The sequence below is a fragment of the Streptomyces sp. NPDC048277 genome (assembly GCF_040652235.1).
GTDB lineage: Bacteria > Actinomycetota > Actinomycetes > Streptomycetales > Streptomycetaceae > Streptomyces.
The window spans coordinates 54790-72531 of the sequence record NZ_JBEZLQ010000039.1 but is presented as its reverse complement, the minus strand read 5'-3'; the positions used below and the strand labels follow the sequence as shown (position 1 = coordinate 72531).

Annotated in this window: 15 protein-coding genes, 1 pseudogene and 1 riboswitch; of the genes and pseudogenes, 4 read left to right on the top strand and 12 right to left on the bottom strand. The window is 69.4% G+C overall.

All coding sequences use genetic code 11. The features are described from left to right. A partial coding sequence (locus AB0D85_RS47935; protein WP_362336468.1) for a hypothetical protein occupies positions 1-457 on the bottom strand: 457 nt, incomplete at its 3' end. 203 nt (positions 458-660) lie between these two features. Beyond that, positions 661-1310 (bottom strand): annotated as a pseudogene (locus tag AB0D85_RS47930) (thioesterase family protein); the annotation flags it as partial. 287 nt (positions 1311-1597) lie between these two features. Here AB0D85_RS47930 and AB0D85_RS47925 point away from each other — a divergent pair. Continuing rightward, positions 1598-2818, top strand: a complete 1221-nt coding sequence (locus AB0D85_RS47925; RefSeq protein WP_362336465.1) for an alpha/beta hydrolase-fold protein — start codon at positions 1598-1600, stop codon at positions 2816-2818. Here AB0D85_RS47925 and AB0D85_RS47920 read toward each other — a convergent pair. From AB0D85_RS47920 to AB0D85_RS47875, 10 genes are all read right to left on the bottom strand, one after another. Beyond that, a complete protein-coding gene (locus tag AB0D85_RS47920) occupies positions 2727-3386 on the bottom strand; it encodes a trimeric intracellular cation channel family protein (RefSeq protein WP_362336462.1) in 660 nt (219 codons plus the stop codon). The two genes, AB0D85_RS47925 and AB0D85_RS47920, sit on opposite strands and share 92 nt — an antisense overlap. Positions 3387-3433: 47 nt before the next feature. Further along, positions 3434-4825 carry a M1 family metallopeptidase gene (locus AB0D85_RS47915; protein ID WP_362336459.1) on the bottom strand — a complete coding sequence of 464 codons (1392 nt, stop codon included), beginning with the start codon at positions 4823-4825 and terminating at the stop codon, positions 3434-3436. 100 nt (positions 4826-4925) lie between these two features. Next, positions 4926-6467 carry a dipeptide ABC transporter ATP-binding protein gene (locus AB0D85_RS47910; RefSeq protein WP_362336456.1) on the bottom strand — a complete coding sequence of 514 codons (1542 nt, stop codon included), beginning with the start codon at positions 6465-6467 and terminating at the stop codon, positions 4926-4928. Next, on the bottom strand, positions 6464-7555 hold the full coding sequence (locus AB0D85_RS47905; RefSeq protein ID WP_362336453.1) for an ABC transporter ATP-binding protein: 1092 nt from the start codon (positions 7553-7555) through the stop codon (positions 6464-6466). The genes AB0D85_RS47910 and AB0D85_RS47905 overlap by 4 nt, the downstream gene beginning before the upstream one ends. Continuing rightward, the gene (locus AB0D85_RS47900; protein ID WP_362336450.1) at positions 7552-8559 is read right to left on the bottom strand and encodes an ABC transporter permease; all 1008 of its coding nucleotides are present in this window, start codon (positions 8557-8559) and stop codon (positions 7552-7554) included. The genes AB0D85_RS47905 and AB0D85_RS47900 overlap by 4 nt, the downstream gene beginning before the upstream one ends. Before the next feature lie 72 nt (positions 8560-8631). Continuing rightward, a complete protein-coding gene (locus tag AB0D85_RS47895) occupies positions 8632-10383 on the bottom strand; it encodes an ABC transporter substrate-binding protein (protein WP_362336447.1) in 1752 nt (583 codons plus the stop codon). A 58-nt stretch (positions 10384-10441) separates the two neighbouring features. Continuing rightward, the gene (locus AB0D85_RS47890) at positions 10442-11440 is read right to left on the bottom strand and encodes an ABC transporter permease (RefSeq protein WP_362336444.1); all 999 of its coding nucleotides are present in this window, start codon (positions 11438-11440) and stop codon (positions 10442-10444) included. A gap of 430 nt (positions 11441-11870) precedes the next feature. Next, positions 11871-12659, bottom strand: a complete 789-nt coding sequence (locus AB0D85_RS47885; RefSeq protein ID WP_362336441.1) for an enhanced serine sensitivity protein SseB C-terminal domain-containing protein — start codon at positions 12657-12659, stop codon at positions 11871-11873. A gap of 169 nt (positions 12660-12828) precedes the next feature. Further along, a complete protein-coding gene (locus AB0D85_RS47880; RefSeq protein WP_362336438.1) occupies positions 12829-13620 on the bottom strand; it encodes an enhanced serine sensitivity protein SseB in 792 nt (263 codons plus the stop codon). A gap of 76 nt (positions 13621-13696) precedes the next feature. Further along, complete coding sequence (locus AB0D85_RS47875) at positions 13697-14377, bottom strand: AAA family ATPase (protein ID WP_362336435.1); 681 nt, start codon at positions 14375-14377, stop codon at positions 13697-13699. 162 nt (positions 14378-14539) lie between these two features. Continuing rightward, positions 14540-14634: riboswitch (glycine riboswitch) on the top strand. 162 nt (positions 14635-14796) lie between these two features. Here AB0D85_RS47875 and gcvT point away from each other — a divergent pair. The 3 genes from gcvT (at position 14797) to glyA (ending at position 17692) form a co-directional block, all read left to right on the top strand. Next, the gene (gene gcvT, locus AB0D85_RS47870) at positions 14797-15915 is read left to right on the top strand and encodes a glycine cleavage system aminomethyltransferase GcvT (RefSeq protein ID WP_362336432.1); all 1119 of its coding nucleotides are present in this window, start codon (positions 14797-14799) and stop codon (positions 15913-15915) included. Positions 15916-16013: 98 nt separating this feature from the next. After that, positions 16014-16391, top strand: a complete 378-nt coding sequence (gene gcvH / locus AB0D85_RS47865; protein WP_362336429.1) for a glycine cleavage system protein GcvH — start codon at positions 16014-16016, stop codon at positions 16389-16391. A 38-nt stretch (positions 16392-16429) separates the two neighbouring features. Next, the gene (glyA, locus tag AB0D85_RS47860) at positions 16430-17692 is read left to right on the top strand and encodes a serine hydroxymethyltransferase (protein WP_362336426.1); all 1263 of its coding nucleotides are present in this window, start codon (positions 16430-16432) and stop codon (positions 17690-17692) included. Positions 17693-17742: the final 50 nt, after the last annotated feature.

Below are 17742 nucleotides of genomic sequence, written 5' to 3'. Positions count from 1 at the left end.
GAAGCGGGAGCTGGGCCCGGCGTACCTGCTGGTCTCGCACGACCTCGCCGTGGTCCGGCAGCTGGCCGACCGGGTGTCGGTCATGTACGCGGGCCTGCTGGGTCGGGGTGCCGCTGGGGGCCGCGCCGCCACCGCCGGGGCCGCCCTGGCCGCCGCCGCAGCCACCGCCCTGACCGCCACCGGGGGCACCGCCCTGGCCGCCGGCGCCGGGGCCGCCGCTGGGCATGCCGGTGGGGGTGCCGGTCGGCTTGGCGGTACCGGTGGGGGCGCCCGAGGGGGCGCCGCTCGGACGGCCCGACGCGTTGCCGGTCGGCATGCCCGAGGGCTGCTGACAGGACTGCGACGAGCCGGAGTTGCCGCTGCTGGAGGACGACGAGTCGCCCGAGCCGCACGCGGCCAGCAGCAGCGGGGACACGGCGAGCAGGGCCACGGCGGGGACGAGACGTACACGCTTCATGAGAGACAACTCCATAAAGGATGAGGGAGTCCTGAGGCGTGGCACTCAACCAACGGCGCTTAGGGCGAACTTGGGCCCGCACTGTCCCCAGCCTGTGATTCGGGTAAAGGACGGTTCAAGACACCGCGCTGACCTGCCCATTCCCGAACGACAGCTGTCTACTCGCTGGTACAGGTCCGTGACAGAACGGGGTCCCTGCCGGGTCAGCCGAGACGAACCCGGGCCAACTGCCGCGACTGGGCGACCAGGCGGTCCGCGCTGTCCCAGACCTCGGCGTCCTCCTCCAGGAAGCCGCCGGCCAGGTTGCGGGTGGTGATGGAGACGCGGAGCGGGCCCGGGGCGGGGCGGTGGCGGACATGGACGGTCAGTTCGACCGTGGGGACCCAGCCCTTGAGGCCGATCTCGAACGCGGTGGGCGGCAGCGCGTCGACCGCCAGGAGCAGGGAGAGGGGGTCGGCGTCGCGGCCGTCGGCGAGGCCGAACCAGGAGCGCATCTCGCCCTTGCCGGAGGGCACGCCGAGGGCCCAGCCCAGGGTGGAGGGGTCCAGTTTGAGCATCAGGCGGTCGGTAATGGCGGAGCTGCCCTCGACCGGAGCAGGCCCGTCCTCGGGGCCGAAGCACTGGTCCATGGGCGGGAACGCGGGCGGGGTCGCCGTCGTACGGACGTCGTCGGGGAGGTCGGCGAGGTCGCCGTAGGAGGCGAGGACACGGATGCGTTCGACCTCGCGGCCCTCTTCGTCGTACTGGAGGAGGGAGGCCTGGCCGGTGGCGAGTGCGGCCACATCACGGGGCCCCGATTCGAACGTACGCCGAACCGGGGCGAAAGCCGCGAGTAGTGCGCGGAGACGTTGAACCCTCCCTCCCGGCGAGCGCGAGGGATTCCTGGCTCACGCCGCTCGTCCGCTCAGCGAACGGTCGAGTCTTACGCGATCAGCACCAGCCGGGTTGGAACCAGCCCGGTCTCCCGAAAGTAAGGAGATTGCCGTGCCCGCTTGGCTCTCGCAAGGCACGTCCCGACGTTACCACCCACTGCGGTACCCTCGGTAAGGGATCCCCCCATCGAGTGAGGTTCCGGCAATTTCTAAGTAAGTGTCCGGACACGTCCGTAACCCGGAGCCCTGAATTCCCCTCTATGGGGACATGAGCCTCACCGGGACTCCGTTCCTCTACACGACCATCGTGCTGTCGGTGGTCGCCCTCATACTGCCGCTCATCCTGTGGTCGAGGATGCGGGGACCCAAGGCCGTGCGATTCGCGGCCCGGGTCCTGATGCTGCTGTTCGCACAGGCCACGGCGGTGACGCTGATCTTCGTACTGGTCAACAACGAGAACAACCTGTACGACAACTGGGCCGACCTCCTCGGTACCGGCAACCACGTCCAGCAGGCGGCCGACCTCGGCAGCGACGGTACCGGCGGAATAGCGCTGAAACGCCTCCCCAAGGTGAAGCAGGCCTTCACGGCGGCCGACGGACCGGGGATGCGCGGGGTGCAGGTCACGCAGCTCAAGGGACGGATCTCCGGCGTCAACGCGGAGGTCTACGTCTGGGTGCCGCCCCAGTACAACGAGCCGCAGTACCGGAACCACAAGTTCCCGGTGGTGGAGCTGCTGCCCGGCTACCCGGGCTCGGCCAAGGCCTGGTTCGGCTCGATGAAGGTGACCCAGCAGCTGACGCCGCTGATGAAGAGCGGGAAGGTCGCGCCGTTCATCCTGGTCGCACCGCGCACCAACCTGCTGGCCGGCGTGGACACCGGCTGCGCCAACATCCCGGGCCAGGTCAACGCCGACAGCTGGCTCAGCATCGACGTGCCGAAGATGGTGACCGACAACTTCCGGGCCGCCGCCGCTCCCGCCGACTGGGCCACCGCCGGCTACTCGGCGGGCGCGCACTGCGCGGTCAAGCTGGCCGTCGCCCACCCGGACCGCTACCGGGCCGCGGTCAGCCTGTCCGGCTACAACGACCCGATCGGCGAGCGCAACTCGCTCGCCGCGCAGAACGTCACCGTGCGCCGGGAGAACAACCCCTACGTACTGCTGAAGAAGGCGCTCACCCCGCCCCGGATCGCCCTCTACCTCTCCGGTGAGTCCGGCGACGGCTACCAGGCCGGCGTGGCGCTGGAACAGATCGCCAAGGCGCCGACCACCGTGCACGTGGTGTACCTGCCGCGCAGCGACGGCGGCCACAACATGGCGCTGTGGCGGCCCCAGGTGCCGACCGTCTTCGAGTGGCTCACGGTCAACATGGGCCAGAGCCACGTCAAGGGCGGGGCTACTCCTCCCGAACCGTCGAGCGCCGATTCCACGCACGCGGCGCTCGCCAGTGGTACCGCATCGCGAGCAGGCGCAGTACGAAAGCGGTGACCACCGCGAGCCCGCTGGTGAACGGGGTCAGCGCGTCGTAGTGGATGCACAGCACCACCGTCGTCGCCCCGACGATCGCTGGGACCGCGTACAGGTCGCGGTCCCAGCGCAGCAGCGAGGGAACCTCGTTGGCGAGCACGTCCCTGAGCACACCGCCGCCGACCGCGGTGGCCAGACCCAGGGCGGCGGAGGCGGTCAGGTTGAGGCCGTAGGAGTACGCCTTCGTCGTACCGCTGACGGCGAACAGGCCGAGGCCGGCCGCGTCGAACACCAGGACCGCCGACTGGATCCGCTCGACGTGCGGATGCAGGAAGCACACCACCAGGGCGGCGATGAGCGGGGTGATGAAGTACCCCAGGTCCGTGAAGGCGGCCGGGGGTACCGCCCCGATGATCACGTCCCGGAAGATCCCCCCGCCCAGTGCGGTGACCTCGGCCATCACGCCGATGCCGAAGACGTCGAAGTTCTTGCGGACGGCCAGCAGCGCGCCGGAGATCGCGAAGACGAAGATGCCGATGACGTCGAGCGTGTGCTGGACGGAGGGGGAGAAGAGTTGCTGGAGCTGCACCCTGACATTGTGACGCGTCAGGGTGCGTGCACCTTACAAAGCCAGGCTCACAGGGCGGGTTTCCCTGTGGTGAACAGCCAGGTCCGGAACAGGTCGTCGAGGTTCTGCCCTGAGATCTTCTCCGCGAGGCGGATGAAGTCGGCGGTGTCGGCGTTGCCGTAGCGGTGCAGCTTCGTCCAGGCGGGCAGCAGCCGGAAGAAGGCCTCGTCCCCGATCCGCTCGCGCAGCATCTGGAGCGTCATCGCACCGCGCTGGTAGACCGCCGAGGCGAACATCGTGTCGCGCTGCGGGTCGGCGACGGTGATCCCCCAGAAGGGGTTGTCGGCGGCCCGCGCGTTGTAGGCGGTCAGGAAGGAGTCGTGGGCGGACTTGGTGCCCTGGTGCTCCGCCCACAGCCACTGGGCGTAGGTGGCGAAGCCCTCGTTGAGCCAGATGTCCTTCCACTGCGCCACGCTCACCGAGTCACCGAACCACTGGTGGGCCAGTTCGTGCACGATCGTCGTCTCGTTGCGCACGGCCGAGTAGGCCGGCTTGCTCTGCACCTCCAGCGAGAACCCCGCCTCCGGCATGTCGTCGACGATCGCGCCGGTCTCCTCGAAGGGGTACGGCCCGAAGAGCTGCGACCAGTAGTCGGTGGCGGCGGCGGTGACGGCGTACACGTCGACGCTGTTGGCGTTCGCGAGGGTCGGGTCGATGGCGACGTAGATCGGGATGCCGGAGGGGGTCGTCCCGGTCCGCACGTCGAACTTCCCGATGGTGGCGGTGGCGAGGTAGGTCGCCATGGGCCTGCTCTCGCGCCAGTGCGTGTACGTCGAGCCGCCCTTGTCGTACGTCGAGACGAGCCGGCCGTTGGAGACGGCGGTCAGACCCTGCGGCGCCTTGATCCGGATGTCGTAGGTGGCCTTGTCCGAGGGGTGGTCGCTGGACGGGAACCAGGTGGAGGCGGCGTTGGGCTCACAGGCGACGAAGACTCCGTCGGAGGTCTTCATCCAGCCGTAGTCCGAGCCGAACACGATGGGGCCGTTGAGGGGCTCGGGTGTCCCGCCGTAGGTGACGGAGACGGTGAAGTCGCGGCCCTTGGCGAGCGGGTTCCTCGGGGTGATGGTCATCTCGTCGCCGGTGCGCGTGAACTCGGCGCCCCTGCCGTTCACTTCGACTCTCGTGACGTCCAGCTTCTGGAGGTCGAGGTCGAAGGAGGAGAGGTTCTGGGTGGCGCGCGCGGTGAGGGTGGTACGGCCGTCCAGGCGGCCGGTGTCCGGGGCGTACGCGACGTCGAGGTCGTAGTGCCGGGCGTCGAACCCGCCGTTGCCGAGCTGGGGGAAGTAGGGGTCGCCGATGCCGTCGGCGCCCGGGGTGGGGGCGGGGGCGGCCGCGATGACGAAGGAGGCGGCTGCCGCGGTTGCGACAGCCGCCAGACGTGCCGAACGGGAGAGGCGCATGGGTCGTCCCTTTCGAGCGTGCCGGTCTGGTGACGGACACGGCCGACTCTGCGCTCTCCCGTTAAGGCATGTACATGACTTTGCCCAGTTGTGTCATGGGCTACTTGTCGGTTGACTCCTGTGACTTCTGTGACTTGGCTGTGGAGTCGTCCTTGGAGGCTTCGGCGGTACCGGGGGTGTCGGAGGCTTCGGCCTCCGCCTCGGACTCCGTCTCCGGCTCGGACTCGGATTCCGCCTCCGGCTCTACGGCTTCGGCGGCCGGCTCCGCCGAGGAGTCCGCCTCCTCGGTCTCCGCCGGGGTCTCGGCTTCGTCGGCCGAAGTCTCGGCCGCAGGCTCCGCCGGGGTCTCGGCCTCGTCCGCCGCAGGCTCGGCCTCGTCCGTCGCAGGCTCCGCCGCGGGCTCCTCCGGCGTCTCCGCCGTCGGCTCCGGCTTCGCGGTCTCGGCGGCCGCCTCCTGCTTCTGTTCCGCCTCCAGCGCGGCCACCGCCGCCGACGTCTCCGCCGACTCCTCCAGGACCGTCTCGCCCACCAGCTCCGACGCTTCCTTCGCCGCGGTCAGCAGAACCGTGTCCTGCGGGGCCTGGTCGGCGAAGTTCTCCGGGTGGTGGCAGGCGACCCGCTGGCCCGGGCGGAGCTCGATGAGCGCCGGCTCGGTGGTCTTGCAGATCTGCGTCGCCTTCCAGCACCGCGTGTGGAAGCGGCAGCCGGACGGCGGGGCGATCGGCGACGGCACGTCACCGCGGAGCAGGATGCGCTCGCTCTTCTGCCCCCGGCGCTTCGGGTCCGGAACGGGCACCGCCGACATCAGCGCCTTGGTGTACGGGTGCATCGGCGTCTCGTACAGCTTGGTGCTGTCGGCGAGTTCGACGATCTTGCCGAGGTACATCACCGCGACCCGGTCCGAGACATGCCGGACGACGGAGAGGTCGTGGGCGATGATCACGTACGTGAGGCCGAGCTCCTCCTGGAGGTCGTCCATGAGGTTGACGACCTGCGCCTGGATGGAGACGTCCAGGGCGGAGACGGGCTCGTCGGCGACGACCAGCTTCGGCTTCAGCGCCAGAGCCCTCGCGATGCCGATGCGCTGGCGCTGACCGCCGGAGAACTCGTGCGGGTAGCGGTTGTAGTGCTCGGGGCTGAGGCCGACCAGTTCGAGGAGCCGCTGGACCTCCTTCTTCACCCCGCCCTCGGGCTCCACGCCCTGCAGCCGGAACGGCGCGGAGACGATGGAGCCGATGGTGTGCCGGGGGTTCAGGGAGCCGTACGGGTCCTGGAAGATCATCTGGATGTCGCGGCGCAGCGGACGCATCTTCGCGGTGGACAGGTGCGTGATGTCCTGGCCCTCGAAGGTGACCTTGCCGCCGGTCGGGTCCTGGAGGCGGGTGATGACCCGGCCCATGGTCGACTTGCCGCAGCCCGACTCGCCGACCACGCCCAGGGTCTCGCCCTTGCGCACCTCGAAGTCGATGCCGTCGACGGCCTTCACCGCGGCCACCTGCCGCTGCAGGATGCCCTTCTTGATCGGGAAGTGCTTCTGCAGGCCCTCGACCTTCAGCAGCACCTCCCGGTCCCCGGACGCCTGCTCGGGAGCGGAGGCCTGCTGCGGGACGACCGCCTCATCGGTTTTCTTCGTGTCGCTCACAGCTTCGGCGCAATCTCTTCGGTCCAGATCCGCGTACGGTCCTCGGCCGAGAGGTGGCAGGCGGACCAGTGGCCGCCGTCGACCTGCTGCAGCTCGGGGCGGACCGTGCGGGTGACGTTCCCCTTGGGGAGGTCCGCGTACGGGCAGCGCGGGTGGAAGGCGCAGCCCGAGGGGACGTTGATGAGGCTCGGCGGCTGTCCCTTGACCGGGATGAGCCGGTCGGAGGTCTCGCGGTCGATGCGCGGCATCGAACCCAGCAGACCCCAGGTGTAGGGGTGCTGCGGCTTCTCGAAGATCTCGCCGACCGGGCCGCGCTCCACGCACCGGCCGCCGTACATCACCAGGACGTCGTCGGCGATCTCGGCCACCACACCCAGGTCGTGGGTGATGAGGACGACCGCGGAGCCGAACTCCTTCTGGAGGTCGCGGATCAGGTCGAGGATCTGCGCCTGGACGGTGACGTCGAGAGCGGTGGTCGGCTCGTCCGCGATGAGCAGCTCGGGGTTGTTGACCAGGGCCATGGCGATCATGGCGCGCTGGCGCATACCGCCGGAGAACTCGTGCGGGTAGCCGTCGACGCGCTTGGCGGGCTCGGGGATGCCGACCCGGTCGAGCATCTCGATGGCGCGGGTGCGGGCGACCTTCTTGCTGACGTTGTTGTGGACCCGGTACGCCTCGACGATCTGGTCGCCGATCTTGTAGTACGGGTGCATCGCGGACAGCGGGTCCTGGAAGATCATCGCCATCTCGCGGCCGCGCAGCCGGCGCACCTCGTCCGGGGAGGCGCTGACGAGCTCCTTGCCGCCCAGCCAGATCTCGCCGGACATCCGGACGTTCTTGCCGCGGGCGCCGAGCCGGTGCAGGCCCATGACGGCCAGCGAGGTGACGGACTTGCCGGAGCCGGACTCGCCGACGATGGAGAGGGTCTTGCCCTTCTCCACGGAGAAGCTGAGGCCGTCGACCGACTTGACGATGCCGTCGTCGGTCGGGAAGTGCACCTTGAGGTCGCGGACTTCGAGGAAGGCGTCGGACGGGCTGGACGGCGTGGGCTCGCCCACGGCCGCGCCGGTCTTGGAGAGTTCGGTCACGAGAGCCTCACCCGCGGGTCGGCGGCCGCGTAGAGCAGGTCCACCAGGAGATTTGCGATCACGACGAAGAAGGCGGCGAGCAGGGTCACGCCGAGGATCGGGGGCAGGTCGTTGTCGTCGATGGCCTGCACCGCGTACTGGCCGACACCGTGCAGGGAGAACACGGTCTCGGTGATCACCGCGCCGCCGAGCAGCAGACCGAGGTCCATGCCGAAGACGGTGATGATCGGGGTGAGCGCGGCGCGCAGTCCGTGCCGGACGACGACCTTGCGCTCCCGCAGGCCCTTGGCGCGGGCCGTGCGGATGTAGTCCTCGTTCATCGTCTCCAGCATGCCCGAGCGGGTGAGCCGCGCGTAGATGGCCGAATACAGGAGCGCGAGCGAGCACCAGGCGGGGATCAGGGTGTTGGCCCACTGTGCCGGGTTCTCGGTCAACGGGACGTAGGTGCGGCCGAAGATCGGCCACTGGTAGGTGAAGAGCAGGATCGCCAGGTTGCCCGTGAAGAACATGGGCAGCGAGACACCCGCGAGGGCCACGCCCATGAAGGCGCGGTCGAAGAAGGAGCGCGGCTTCAGCGCGGAGATCACGCCGATCGCCACGCCGGAGACCAGCCACAGCACGGCGGCGCCGGCGGCCAGCGACAGGGTCACCGGCAGCCGGGAGGTCAGCTGCGGCCAGACCGCCTGGTGGGTCTTGAAGGAGTAGCCGAAGCACGGCGCGTTGCAGTGCACCGTGGTGGGGCCCAGGTCGTAGGTGGCGCCGGAGACGATCCCCTTGATGAAGTGCCAGTACTGGACGTAGACGGGCTGGTCCAGACCGAGGTTGTGCTTGACCGCGGCGATGTCCGCCTTCGACGGGCTCTTGCCGATGTACTGCTGTGCCAACTGGTCGGCGGTCTGCCCGGCCAGCCGAGGCAGCACGAAGAAGATGGCGAAGGTGACCGCGGAGACGACGAGCAGCAGGATCACCGCTGCGAGCGTCCGACGGAGGATGTACGAGATCACGGGGATCGGCGCTGGTGCCCGCGGGCCTCTCGGCCCGCGGGCACCAATGCCTTCACCTGCCTTCCGGGGCTGCTACTTCGACGCGACGCCGATGTTGAGGTAGTCGTACTGGCCGCTCCAGGCCGCCGAGGAGACCAGGTTGGTGTAGCCGGTCGGACGGGCCAGCAGGACCTTGAAGTAGGTCAGCGGCACGATGGCGGCGTCGTCCATGGTCTGCTTGTCGATCTGCGTGTAGAGGCTGTTGCGCTCGGTGTCGTCCTGCGTACCGATCGCCTTCGACAGCAGGTCGTTGACCGCCTTGTTGTTGTACTGCGACAGGTTGGTGTTACCCGAGGCGCCGATGGCCTCACCGTTCAGGATCTGCTGCAGGAAGCCGTAGCCGGACGGCCAGTCGGCGCCCCACTGCATCATGATCAGGCCGATGTTCTGCTGCTCGGTGAACTTCGGGACACCCGCGTAGTCGGTGAAGTACTTGCCCGACGGGTACTGCTTCAGGGTGGCGTTGATGCCGGCGGCCTTCAGCGAGTTGATGATCGCCGTGGCGGCGTCGATCTCCTGCGGACGGTCCGAACGGGCCGAGATGTTGGTGCTGATGCTGCTCTTGCCGCAGGCCTTCAGCTGCTCCTTGGACTTGGCCACGTCACCCTTGTTGCCGGTGGTGGCGTAGACGTCCGCCTTCGAGTAGCCCGGGATGTCCGGGGGCAGCACGGTGGAGGCGACGTCACCGCGGATCGGGCCGCCCTCGGCGGTCTGCACCGAGACCTTGTTGATCGCGTACTCGACGGCCTTGCGGCAGGCGACGTTGTCGAACGGCTTCACCTTGGTGTTGATCGCCATGTAGACCAGACGGCCACCGTAGGTGTTGTCCGTGTTGGCCTTCTTGCTGGCGTCGGTGAGCACCTGGGCCTGCGTGGCGGCCTGGACACCCGTGCCGCCGAGGTCGATCGCGTCGCCGGCCAGGACGTCCTTGTCGATCGTCTCGGCGTTGACCTTCAGGTTGACGACGATCTTGTCCGGCAGCTGCTTGCGCAGCGGGTCGGTCTTCGCGTCCCAGTTCTTGTTGCGGACCAGCACGGCCTGCTTGCCGTCCTGGTAGCTCTGGAACTGGTACGAGCCCGAGGACACGATGTTCTTGACGTAGTCGACGCCGTTGTCCTTGGCCTGCGGGACCGGGGCCGTCTGCGGGGCGGCGACCAGGTAGTCGAACTCCTGGAAGGCCGTCTTCAGGTGGAAGACGATCGTGGTGTCGTCCGGGGTCTCGATGGACGCGAGGCCCTTGGCGCTCTTGTCCTTGTAGGGACCCTTGTACTTGTCGCCGCCGACCAGGAACTGCTGGAAGTAGTTCGGGCCGAGGGAGAGCACGTCGCGCGCGAAGTTGGAGCGCTCGACGGCGTACTTGACGTCCTTGGACGTGATCGCCGTGCCGTCCTGGTACTTCAGGCCCGAACGCAGCTTGTACGTCCAGGTCTTGCCGCCGTCGCTGGAGACGCCCTTGCTCGCGGCGAGGTCCGGGACCAGGGTGTTGCCCTTGGAACCGGCGGCCGGCTCGAACGTCATCAGCGGGCGGGCGTACAGCCGGCTGAAGTTGTACATGTACGCGTAGTACGTGTTGCCGGGGTCGAACGAGTCCGGGACGTCGGACAGCTCGTAGGTGACCGTCCCGCCCTTCTTGTCGGACGCGTTGACGACACCCTTGGTAGCGGCGTTGGCCGCGGCGGAGCTGCCGCTGTTGCCGTCCTTGTTGTCATCGGCCTTGCTGCACCCTGCAACCAGCAGGGTGGCGGAGCCGATGGCCGCGATCGCGGCCAGCGCTGACCTTCGCATGATGGGCGGAATCCCCTCCATTGTCGGAAACTTTTCGGGCTCTCGGTGACAGCAGGCGTCAGCGGCTGCGCGGGTCGAGAGCGTCGCGGAGACCGTCACCGAGCAGGTTGAACGCCAGCACGGTCACGAAGATTGCAAGGCCGGGCACGATCATGTACTCGGGATCGACCTGGTAGTACGTCACCGCTTCGCGGAGCATGCCGCCCCAGGACGCCTGCGGGGGCTGGATGCCGACGCCGAGGAAGCTGAGGGACGCCTCGAAGAGGATGTTGGTCGGGATCAGCAGCGTCGAGTAGACGATGATCGGACCGACCAGGTTGGGCATCAGCTCCCGGAACAGGATGTACGGGCCCTTGGCGCCCATGCCGCGGGAGGCGTCGACGAACTCGCGCTCCCTGAGGGCGAGGGTCTGGCCGCGCACGATCCGGCCCAGGTAGGGCCAGTTGAAGAAGCCGATGACGAAGATGAGCACGCTCAGGTGCAGCGGCAGTCCGTTCAGGCCGAACGCGCCGCCCTGGAGGGTGGCGGAGATGGCGATCGCGAACAGCAGGAGGGGGAAGGCGAGGAAGGTGTCCATCAGCCGGCTGATGACCGTGTCCACGCGTCCGCCGTAGTAGCCGGCGACGACACCGAGGATCGCGCCGATCACGTTCGACAGGATGGTGGAGCCGAAGGCGACCACCAGCGAGACCCAGGAGCCCTCGAGGATGCGGGTGGCGATGTCCCGGCCGAACTTGGGGTCCACGCCCAGGGGGTGATCGAGGCTCATGCCGCCCCAGCCGCCGTTCGGCAGCGAGGTGTTGGCGTCGATCAGCTCCTGGTGGAAGGCGTTGGGGTCGAGACCGAACAGGGCCTGGATCGGGCGGGCGAGGATCGCGACGAGGATCAACAGGATCACGATGACGCCGCCCGCGACGGCCACCTTGTCCTTCTTGAACCGGGACCAGGCGATCTGCCCGAGGGAACGACCCTCGATCTGCCCCTTACCGGCACCCTCCAGCACAGCCTCCGGCTGTGCCTCGGCTGCCGCCCCGGTGGTCTCGATCGGTGCGGTCACGGTGAGCGACCCCTCTCGCCGGTGGTGACCGGCCTACCCCAGCCGCGGATTGCGGCTTTGTCGACTTGCTCGATCATGAGGTTTAAACCTCATGTCTGACAGGCGAGTCTTCAGCGTCGTCGCGATCACCCGCCAGATCTCGCGGAGAAAGTATGCGCAACCGTGATGCAGTCCGAGGGATTCCGTTATCCGAACAGTGGGTAACGCCCCCCGGACGCGGCCCAGTTGGGGCGTAACGGTAAAACCGGGCGGAACGGACCGTTCCATCGCTATCTACGCGCGGAGAAATGTGATCGTTACGCAAAACTTGTGAACCATCTCAACTGCGTTGGCGACAGCGTCCCGTCAGGGGCGCTGGGGTACCCCCGGCCGAAGGCTGGGGGAGCAACTGCGCGCTCAGCCCCCACCGGCCCGCAGCCGCGGTACGACCCTAGTAACCGCTCTGGGCCGGCGGATACCCGTACCCCGCCACCGGCGCCGGCGGCAACGCCGCGTGTGCCTCACGGTCGTAGAACGGCCGCGCGGCCGCTCTCATCCACATCACCACGGGGTCGTACTCGTCGGTCATGGCGACCGTCGACACCGGCAACCCGTCCGGCACCGCCCCGATCGACTGCTGCATCATCGCCCGCACCGAGTCCACCGCCGGCGGCGACGTGTCGTACACGTCGAGCCCGATCGCGAGATACGGCGCCCCGAGCGCCGGCTGCACCCAGGCCCGCCGCAGGGAGCGGACCGCGGGGGTACGGTGGGCGTTCTGCGACAGCAGCGCGTAGAACTGCGGGACCTCGATGGCCGGTTCCGACAGGCTCAGCGGACCGGCGGGCTGGCGGTCCAGGCCCGCCGCGATGCGGCGCAGGTCCAGCCACGGGATGCCGACGCCGCCGCCCGGGGCGTGCGGGTTGAGCCAGAGGCCGAAGTGGTCGGGGTAGAGGGTGCGGGCCACGTCGACGCCCTCGACCACTTCGTACGACCGGTTCCAGCCGCTCGCGGACAGTTCCTGGGCCGAGGTCACGCAGGGGGCGTAGCCGTGGCCGTCGACCTCCATGTTCCCGTACTGGGCGTCGGGGGAACCGGCCTGGCCGTGCCAGAGCAGCATCCAGACCTGGCCGGAGGAGGGCGTGGCGAGGGCGCGGAGGAGTGCCTCGTAGGCGTCGTAGCGCCCGGGGGTCACCTGGCGCAGCATGTGCTCGACGCTGCCGCTGAGGCTCGCGCTCACCTGTCGTACCGCCCCTTCGAAGAGTTGCCCCGCGTGTGGTGACAGCTTAAGCGCCGAGGGGGGTGGCGCCGATTGCCCGTCGGCGGGTGCGGGTCGTCCGTGGCTCGTCGCGCAGTTCCTCCCCCAGCCTTCGGCCGGGGGTACCCCCAGCGCCCCTGACGGGGCGCCTTCAGTGACCGTATTGATAGAAGGGGCGCACGTTGTCCCTCATCCAGTGGGCCACCGGGTCGTCCGCCACGTCCAGGAGGACCAGGTTCACCGGCCACTTCACCGGGACTCTGCCCAGCGCCTTGCCCAGCGCCTCCAACGGCAGCGCCCTCAGGTCGCCCTCCCACTGGGAGAGTTCGACGCCCACGAACATCACCGGGTCGGCCGTCTCGACCGCGGCCAGGCAGCGCCGGGCCGTGGCGACCACGCCGACCGCCGCGAACTCCGCCGCCGCGGCGGCGAGGAAGTCCATCGGGTCGTCCTGCCAGTCCGGCTCGAAGAGGCGGACCCGGCCGCCCGAGGCGGGGCCGTCCAGTTCGGTGTGGCCGGACCGGCACAGCTCGGCGACCGCCTCCGGCGGCAGCGGAAGGCCGACCACTCCCCCGGGGTTCACGGCGACGCCGACCTGCGGCGGCAGGCCGCGGGCGAACTCGACGGCGGGGGCGATCGTGTACGACAGATGGTTGCCGACCACCAGCCGGAACTGCTCCTCGGAGCTGAAGACCGGGACGTACACCCGGCCCTCGATCTCCGTGGTGGGCAGGTCCAGCGGACCGCTGTGCGGGCCGCCGCCCTCGGGCAACGGGATCCACAGGAAGCTCCGGCTCAGTACCTCGATGAGCCGGGCCGCCGCCGCGGGCACGCCGAGGGAGGCCGACAGCACCTCCTCCAGTTCGTTGCCGGGCCAACCGCCGTGCGGGTGGGGGTGCGCCTGTGCCGGGAAGTCCGCGGGAATGTCCGCCGGGAAGTCCATCTGCCTACCGCCTGCTGGAAACCGCTGCTGAGGTTGAAAAGGCTAGCGGGTGACACCGACAAAACCAGCAGCCGATTCAGCACTCGAAGGCGATCCGGTGCAGCACGTCCGCCGCGTCCCGGTCGAGGAGCACCGCCGAGCCGACGCCCTCGGGCAGGTCCCCCCGCTCCGCCGAGCGCAGCAGCCGGCCCGCGGACCGGCGGTGGCGCAGGAAGGCGTACCGGGAGACGCCCCGGCCGCGCTCGCGCTGGCCGTCCAGTGCCGCGCCCGGTGTGACGTCCAGGAGGAGCAGGTGCAGGGTGCCGTCGCGGCGGCGGGCCTCGCGGGCCAGCCAGTCGCGCACCCAGGCCTGCGTACCGCAGTCGTGCACGACCACGCCCTCGCCGGTGCGCAGGGCGCGGCGCAGTCCGGCGTAGTGGGCGAGGCGGACCAGCGGGCGGTAGAGGGCGTACGGCAGGAAGCGGGCCAGGCGGGCGTCCCAGCGGTCGCGGGTGTCCTGGGAGTCGATCCGTATGCCCTGGACGGTGCGGTGCATCAGGGTGGACTTGCCGCTGCCGGGCAGCCCGGTGACCACGACCAGGTCACGGGGGCCGAAGAGCAGGCCGTGCGGGCTGCGGCCCGCGCGGTCGCGCAGGTCGCGGACGACCCTTGCCGGGAGCTCGCCGCACCGCTCGCGGGCCGGGGCCGTCGGCTGCTCGGGCAGGGCGATGCCTGTCGTCGTCGCGTACGTCGTCGCGTATGCCGTGGTCCTTGTCACCGTGATCGTCCTCTCCGGGGGTTCAGGAAAGGTTCTCCCCGCTTAATGTAAAGAGAAGGTAATGCACGGTGTCTCGCGGTTCGGTTCGCTTCCCGCCACAGCCCTGTCACAAAGGTCCGCCGGGCATGCAATGATGTGCGCGCCAACTGCATACCGGCCGTTTGAATCCGCGCGGGAGAGTCCCCGGTCTTCACCGGGGCGCCGAAGGAGCAAGTCCCTCCCTTGAATCTCTCAGGCCCCGTTACCGCGCGGGCGAGGCACATCTGAAAAGCGGGCCGCTGTGTCAGTGGCTCCACCCAAGGTGCAAGCCGTGATCACTCCCGTGGTCAGGGCGAACCTCTCAGGTTCCGATGACAGATGGGGAGGAACGACCTCGCCCGTTCTGTCATGCCCTCTGGGCCCTTGGGAGACGACCGACCGTGAGCAGTAACGAACCCCGCCGGACCGCGCTCGATGCCCTGCATCGCTCGCTCGGCGCGACCATGACCGACTTCGCCGGCTGGGACATGCCCCTGCGCTACGGCTCCGAGCGTGACGAGCATGTCGCCGTGCGGACCAGGGCCGGGCTCTTCGACCTCTCCCACATGGGCGAGATCACCGTGACCGGCCCGCAGGCGGCCGGCCTGCTGAACCACGCCCTGGTGGGGAACATCGCCTCCGTCGGCGTGGGCCGCGCCCGCTACACCATGATCTGCCGGACCGACGGCGGCATCCTGGACGACCTGATCGTCTACCGGCTGGCGGAGACGGAGTACCTGGTCGTCGCCAACGCCTCCAACGCCCAGGTGGTCCTCGACGCGCTCGTCGAGCGGTCCGCCGGCTTCGACGCCGAGGTGCGGGACGACCGGGACGCGTACGCGCTGATCGCCGTCCAGGGCCCCGAGTCGCCCGGGATCCTGAAGTCGCTGACCGACGCCGACCTGGACGGCCTGAAGTACTACGCCGGACTGCCCGGCACCGTCGCCGACGTCCCGGCGCTGATCGCGCGCACCGGCTACACCGGCGAGGACGGCTTCGAACTGTTCGTGAAGCCGGAGCACGCGGTGGAGCTGTGGCAGGCGCTGACCGAGGCGGGATCCCCGGTCGGTCTGGTGCCCTGCGGCCTGTCCTGCCGGGACACCCTGCGCCTGGAGGCGGGCATGCCGCTGTACGGGCACGAGCTCAGCACCGGGCTGACCCCCTTCGACGCCGGGCTCGGCCGGGTGGTGAAGTTCGAGAAGGAGGGCGACTTCGTGGGGCGCGAGGCGCTCGCCGAGGCGGCCGCCCGCTCCGCGAAGAACCCCCCGCGCGTGCTCGTCGGCCTGGTCGCCGAGGGCCGTCGCATCCCGCGCGCCGGGTACCCGGTGGTCGCCGCCGGCGCGGTGATCGGCGAGGTCACCTCCGGAGCGCCCTCCCCCACCCTCGGCAGGCCGATCGCCATGGCGTACGTCGACGCGGCGCACGCGGCGCCGGGCACGGCGGGCGTCGGCGTGGACATCCGGGGCAGCCACGAGCCGTACGAGGTCGTGGCGCTGCCCTTCTACAAGCGCCAGAAGTAGCCGCTGGGCGTGACCCGGCGCACATCACCGCTGGTCACGCACGTTTCCAGCAGTACCCCCTGCACCAGCACTCCCCCGAGTACAGGAGAATTCAGGCCATGAGCAACCCCCAGCAGCTGCGTTTCAGCAAGGAGCACGAGTGGCTGTCGGCCGCCGAGGACGGCGTGGCGACGGTCGGCATCACGGAGCACGCGGCCAACGCGCTCGGTGACGTCGTCTTCGTCCAGCTCCCGGCGGTCGGCGACACGGTGACCGCGGGCGAGTCCTGCGGCGAGCTGGAGTCGACCAAGTCCGTGTCCGACCTGTACGCGCCGGTCACCGGTGAGATCACCGCGGTCAACGAGGACGTCGTCGAGGACCCGTCCCTGGTGAACTCGGCCCCCTTCGAGGGCGGCTGGCTGTTCAGGGTGCGCGTCACGGACGAGCCGGGCGACCTGCTCTCCGCCGACGAGTACACCGCCTTCACCGCCGGCTGAGAGCCGCCGCGGACCCCGGCCTAGGAGTCGTACAACAGATGTCCGTTCTGAACACGCCCCTGCACGAGCTCGACCCCGAGGTAGCCGCCGCGGTCGACGCCGAGCTGGAGCGCCAGCAGTCCACCCTGGAGATGATCGCCTCGGAGAACTTCGCTCCGGTCGCGGTCATGGAGGCGCAGGGCTCGGTCCTCACCAACAAGTACGCCGAGGGCTACCCGGGCCGCCGCTACTACGGCGGCTGCGAGCACGTCGACGTCACCGAACAGATCGCCATCGACCGGGTGAAGGAGCTGTTCGGCGCCGAGTACGCCAACGTGCAGCCGCACTCGGGGGCCTCCGCCAACCAGGCGGCCCTGTTCGCGCTGGCCCAGCCCGGCGACACCATCCTGGGTCTGGACCTCGCCCACGGCGGCCACCTGACCCACGGCATGCGCCTGAACTTCTCCGGCAAGCAGTTCGACGTCGTCGCCTACCACGTCGACGACTCCGGCCTGGTCGACATGGCCGAGGTGGAGCGGCTCGCCAAGGAGCACCGGCCGAAGGTGATCATCGCGGGCTGGTCGGCGTACCCGCGCCAGCTCGACTTCGCGGAGTTCCGCCGGATCGCCGACGAGGTCGAGGCGTACCTGTGGGTCGACATGGCGCACTTCGCCGGCCTGGTGGCGGCGGGGCTGCACGAGAACCCGGTGCCGTACGCCGACGTGGTCACGTCCACGACGCACAAGACGCTCGGCGGGCCGCGCGGCGGGATCATCCTCGCTCGCCAGGCCTTCGCGAAGAAGCTGAACTCGTCCGTGTTCCCGGGCTTCCAGGGCGGTCCCCTGGAGCACGTGATCGCGGCCAAGGCGGTCTCCTTCAAGGTCGCCGCGAGCGAGGACTTCAAGGAGCGGCAGCGTCGTACGGTGGAGGGTGCGCGCATCCTCGCCGAGCGCCTCACGGCCCCCGACGCCCGCGAGGCCGGGGTGAACGTCCTCTCCGGTGGTACGGACGTCCACCTGATCCTCGTCGACCTGCGCGAGTCCGAGCTGGACGGGCAGCAGGCCGAGGACCGGCTCCACGAGGTCGGGATCACGGTCAACCGCAACGCCGTCCCGAACGACCCGCGGCCGCCGATGGTCACCTCGGGCCTGCGGATCGGCACCCCGGCGCTGGCCACCCGCGGTTTCACGGCCGAGGACTTCGCCGAGGTCGCGGACGTGATCGCCGAGACGCTGAAGCCGTCCTACGACGCGGCGGCCCTCAAGGCCCGGGTCGAGGCACTGACGGCGAAGCACCCGCTTTACCCCGGTCTGAACAAGTAGTTCCCTGGTGGGGGCACCCGATGGCGTGTGCCCCCGCCCTTTTCCAAGGA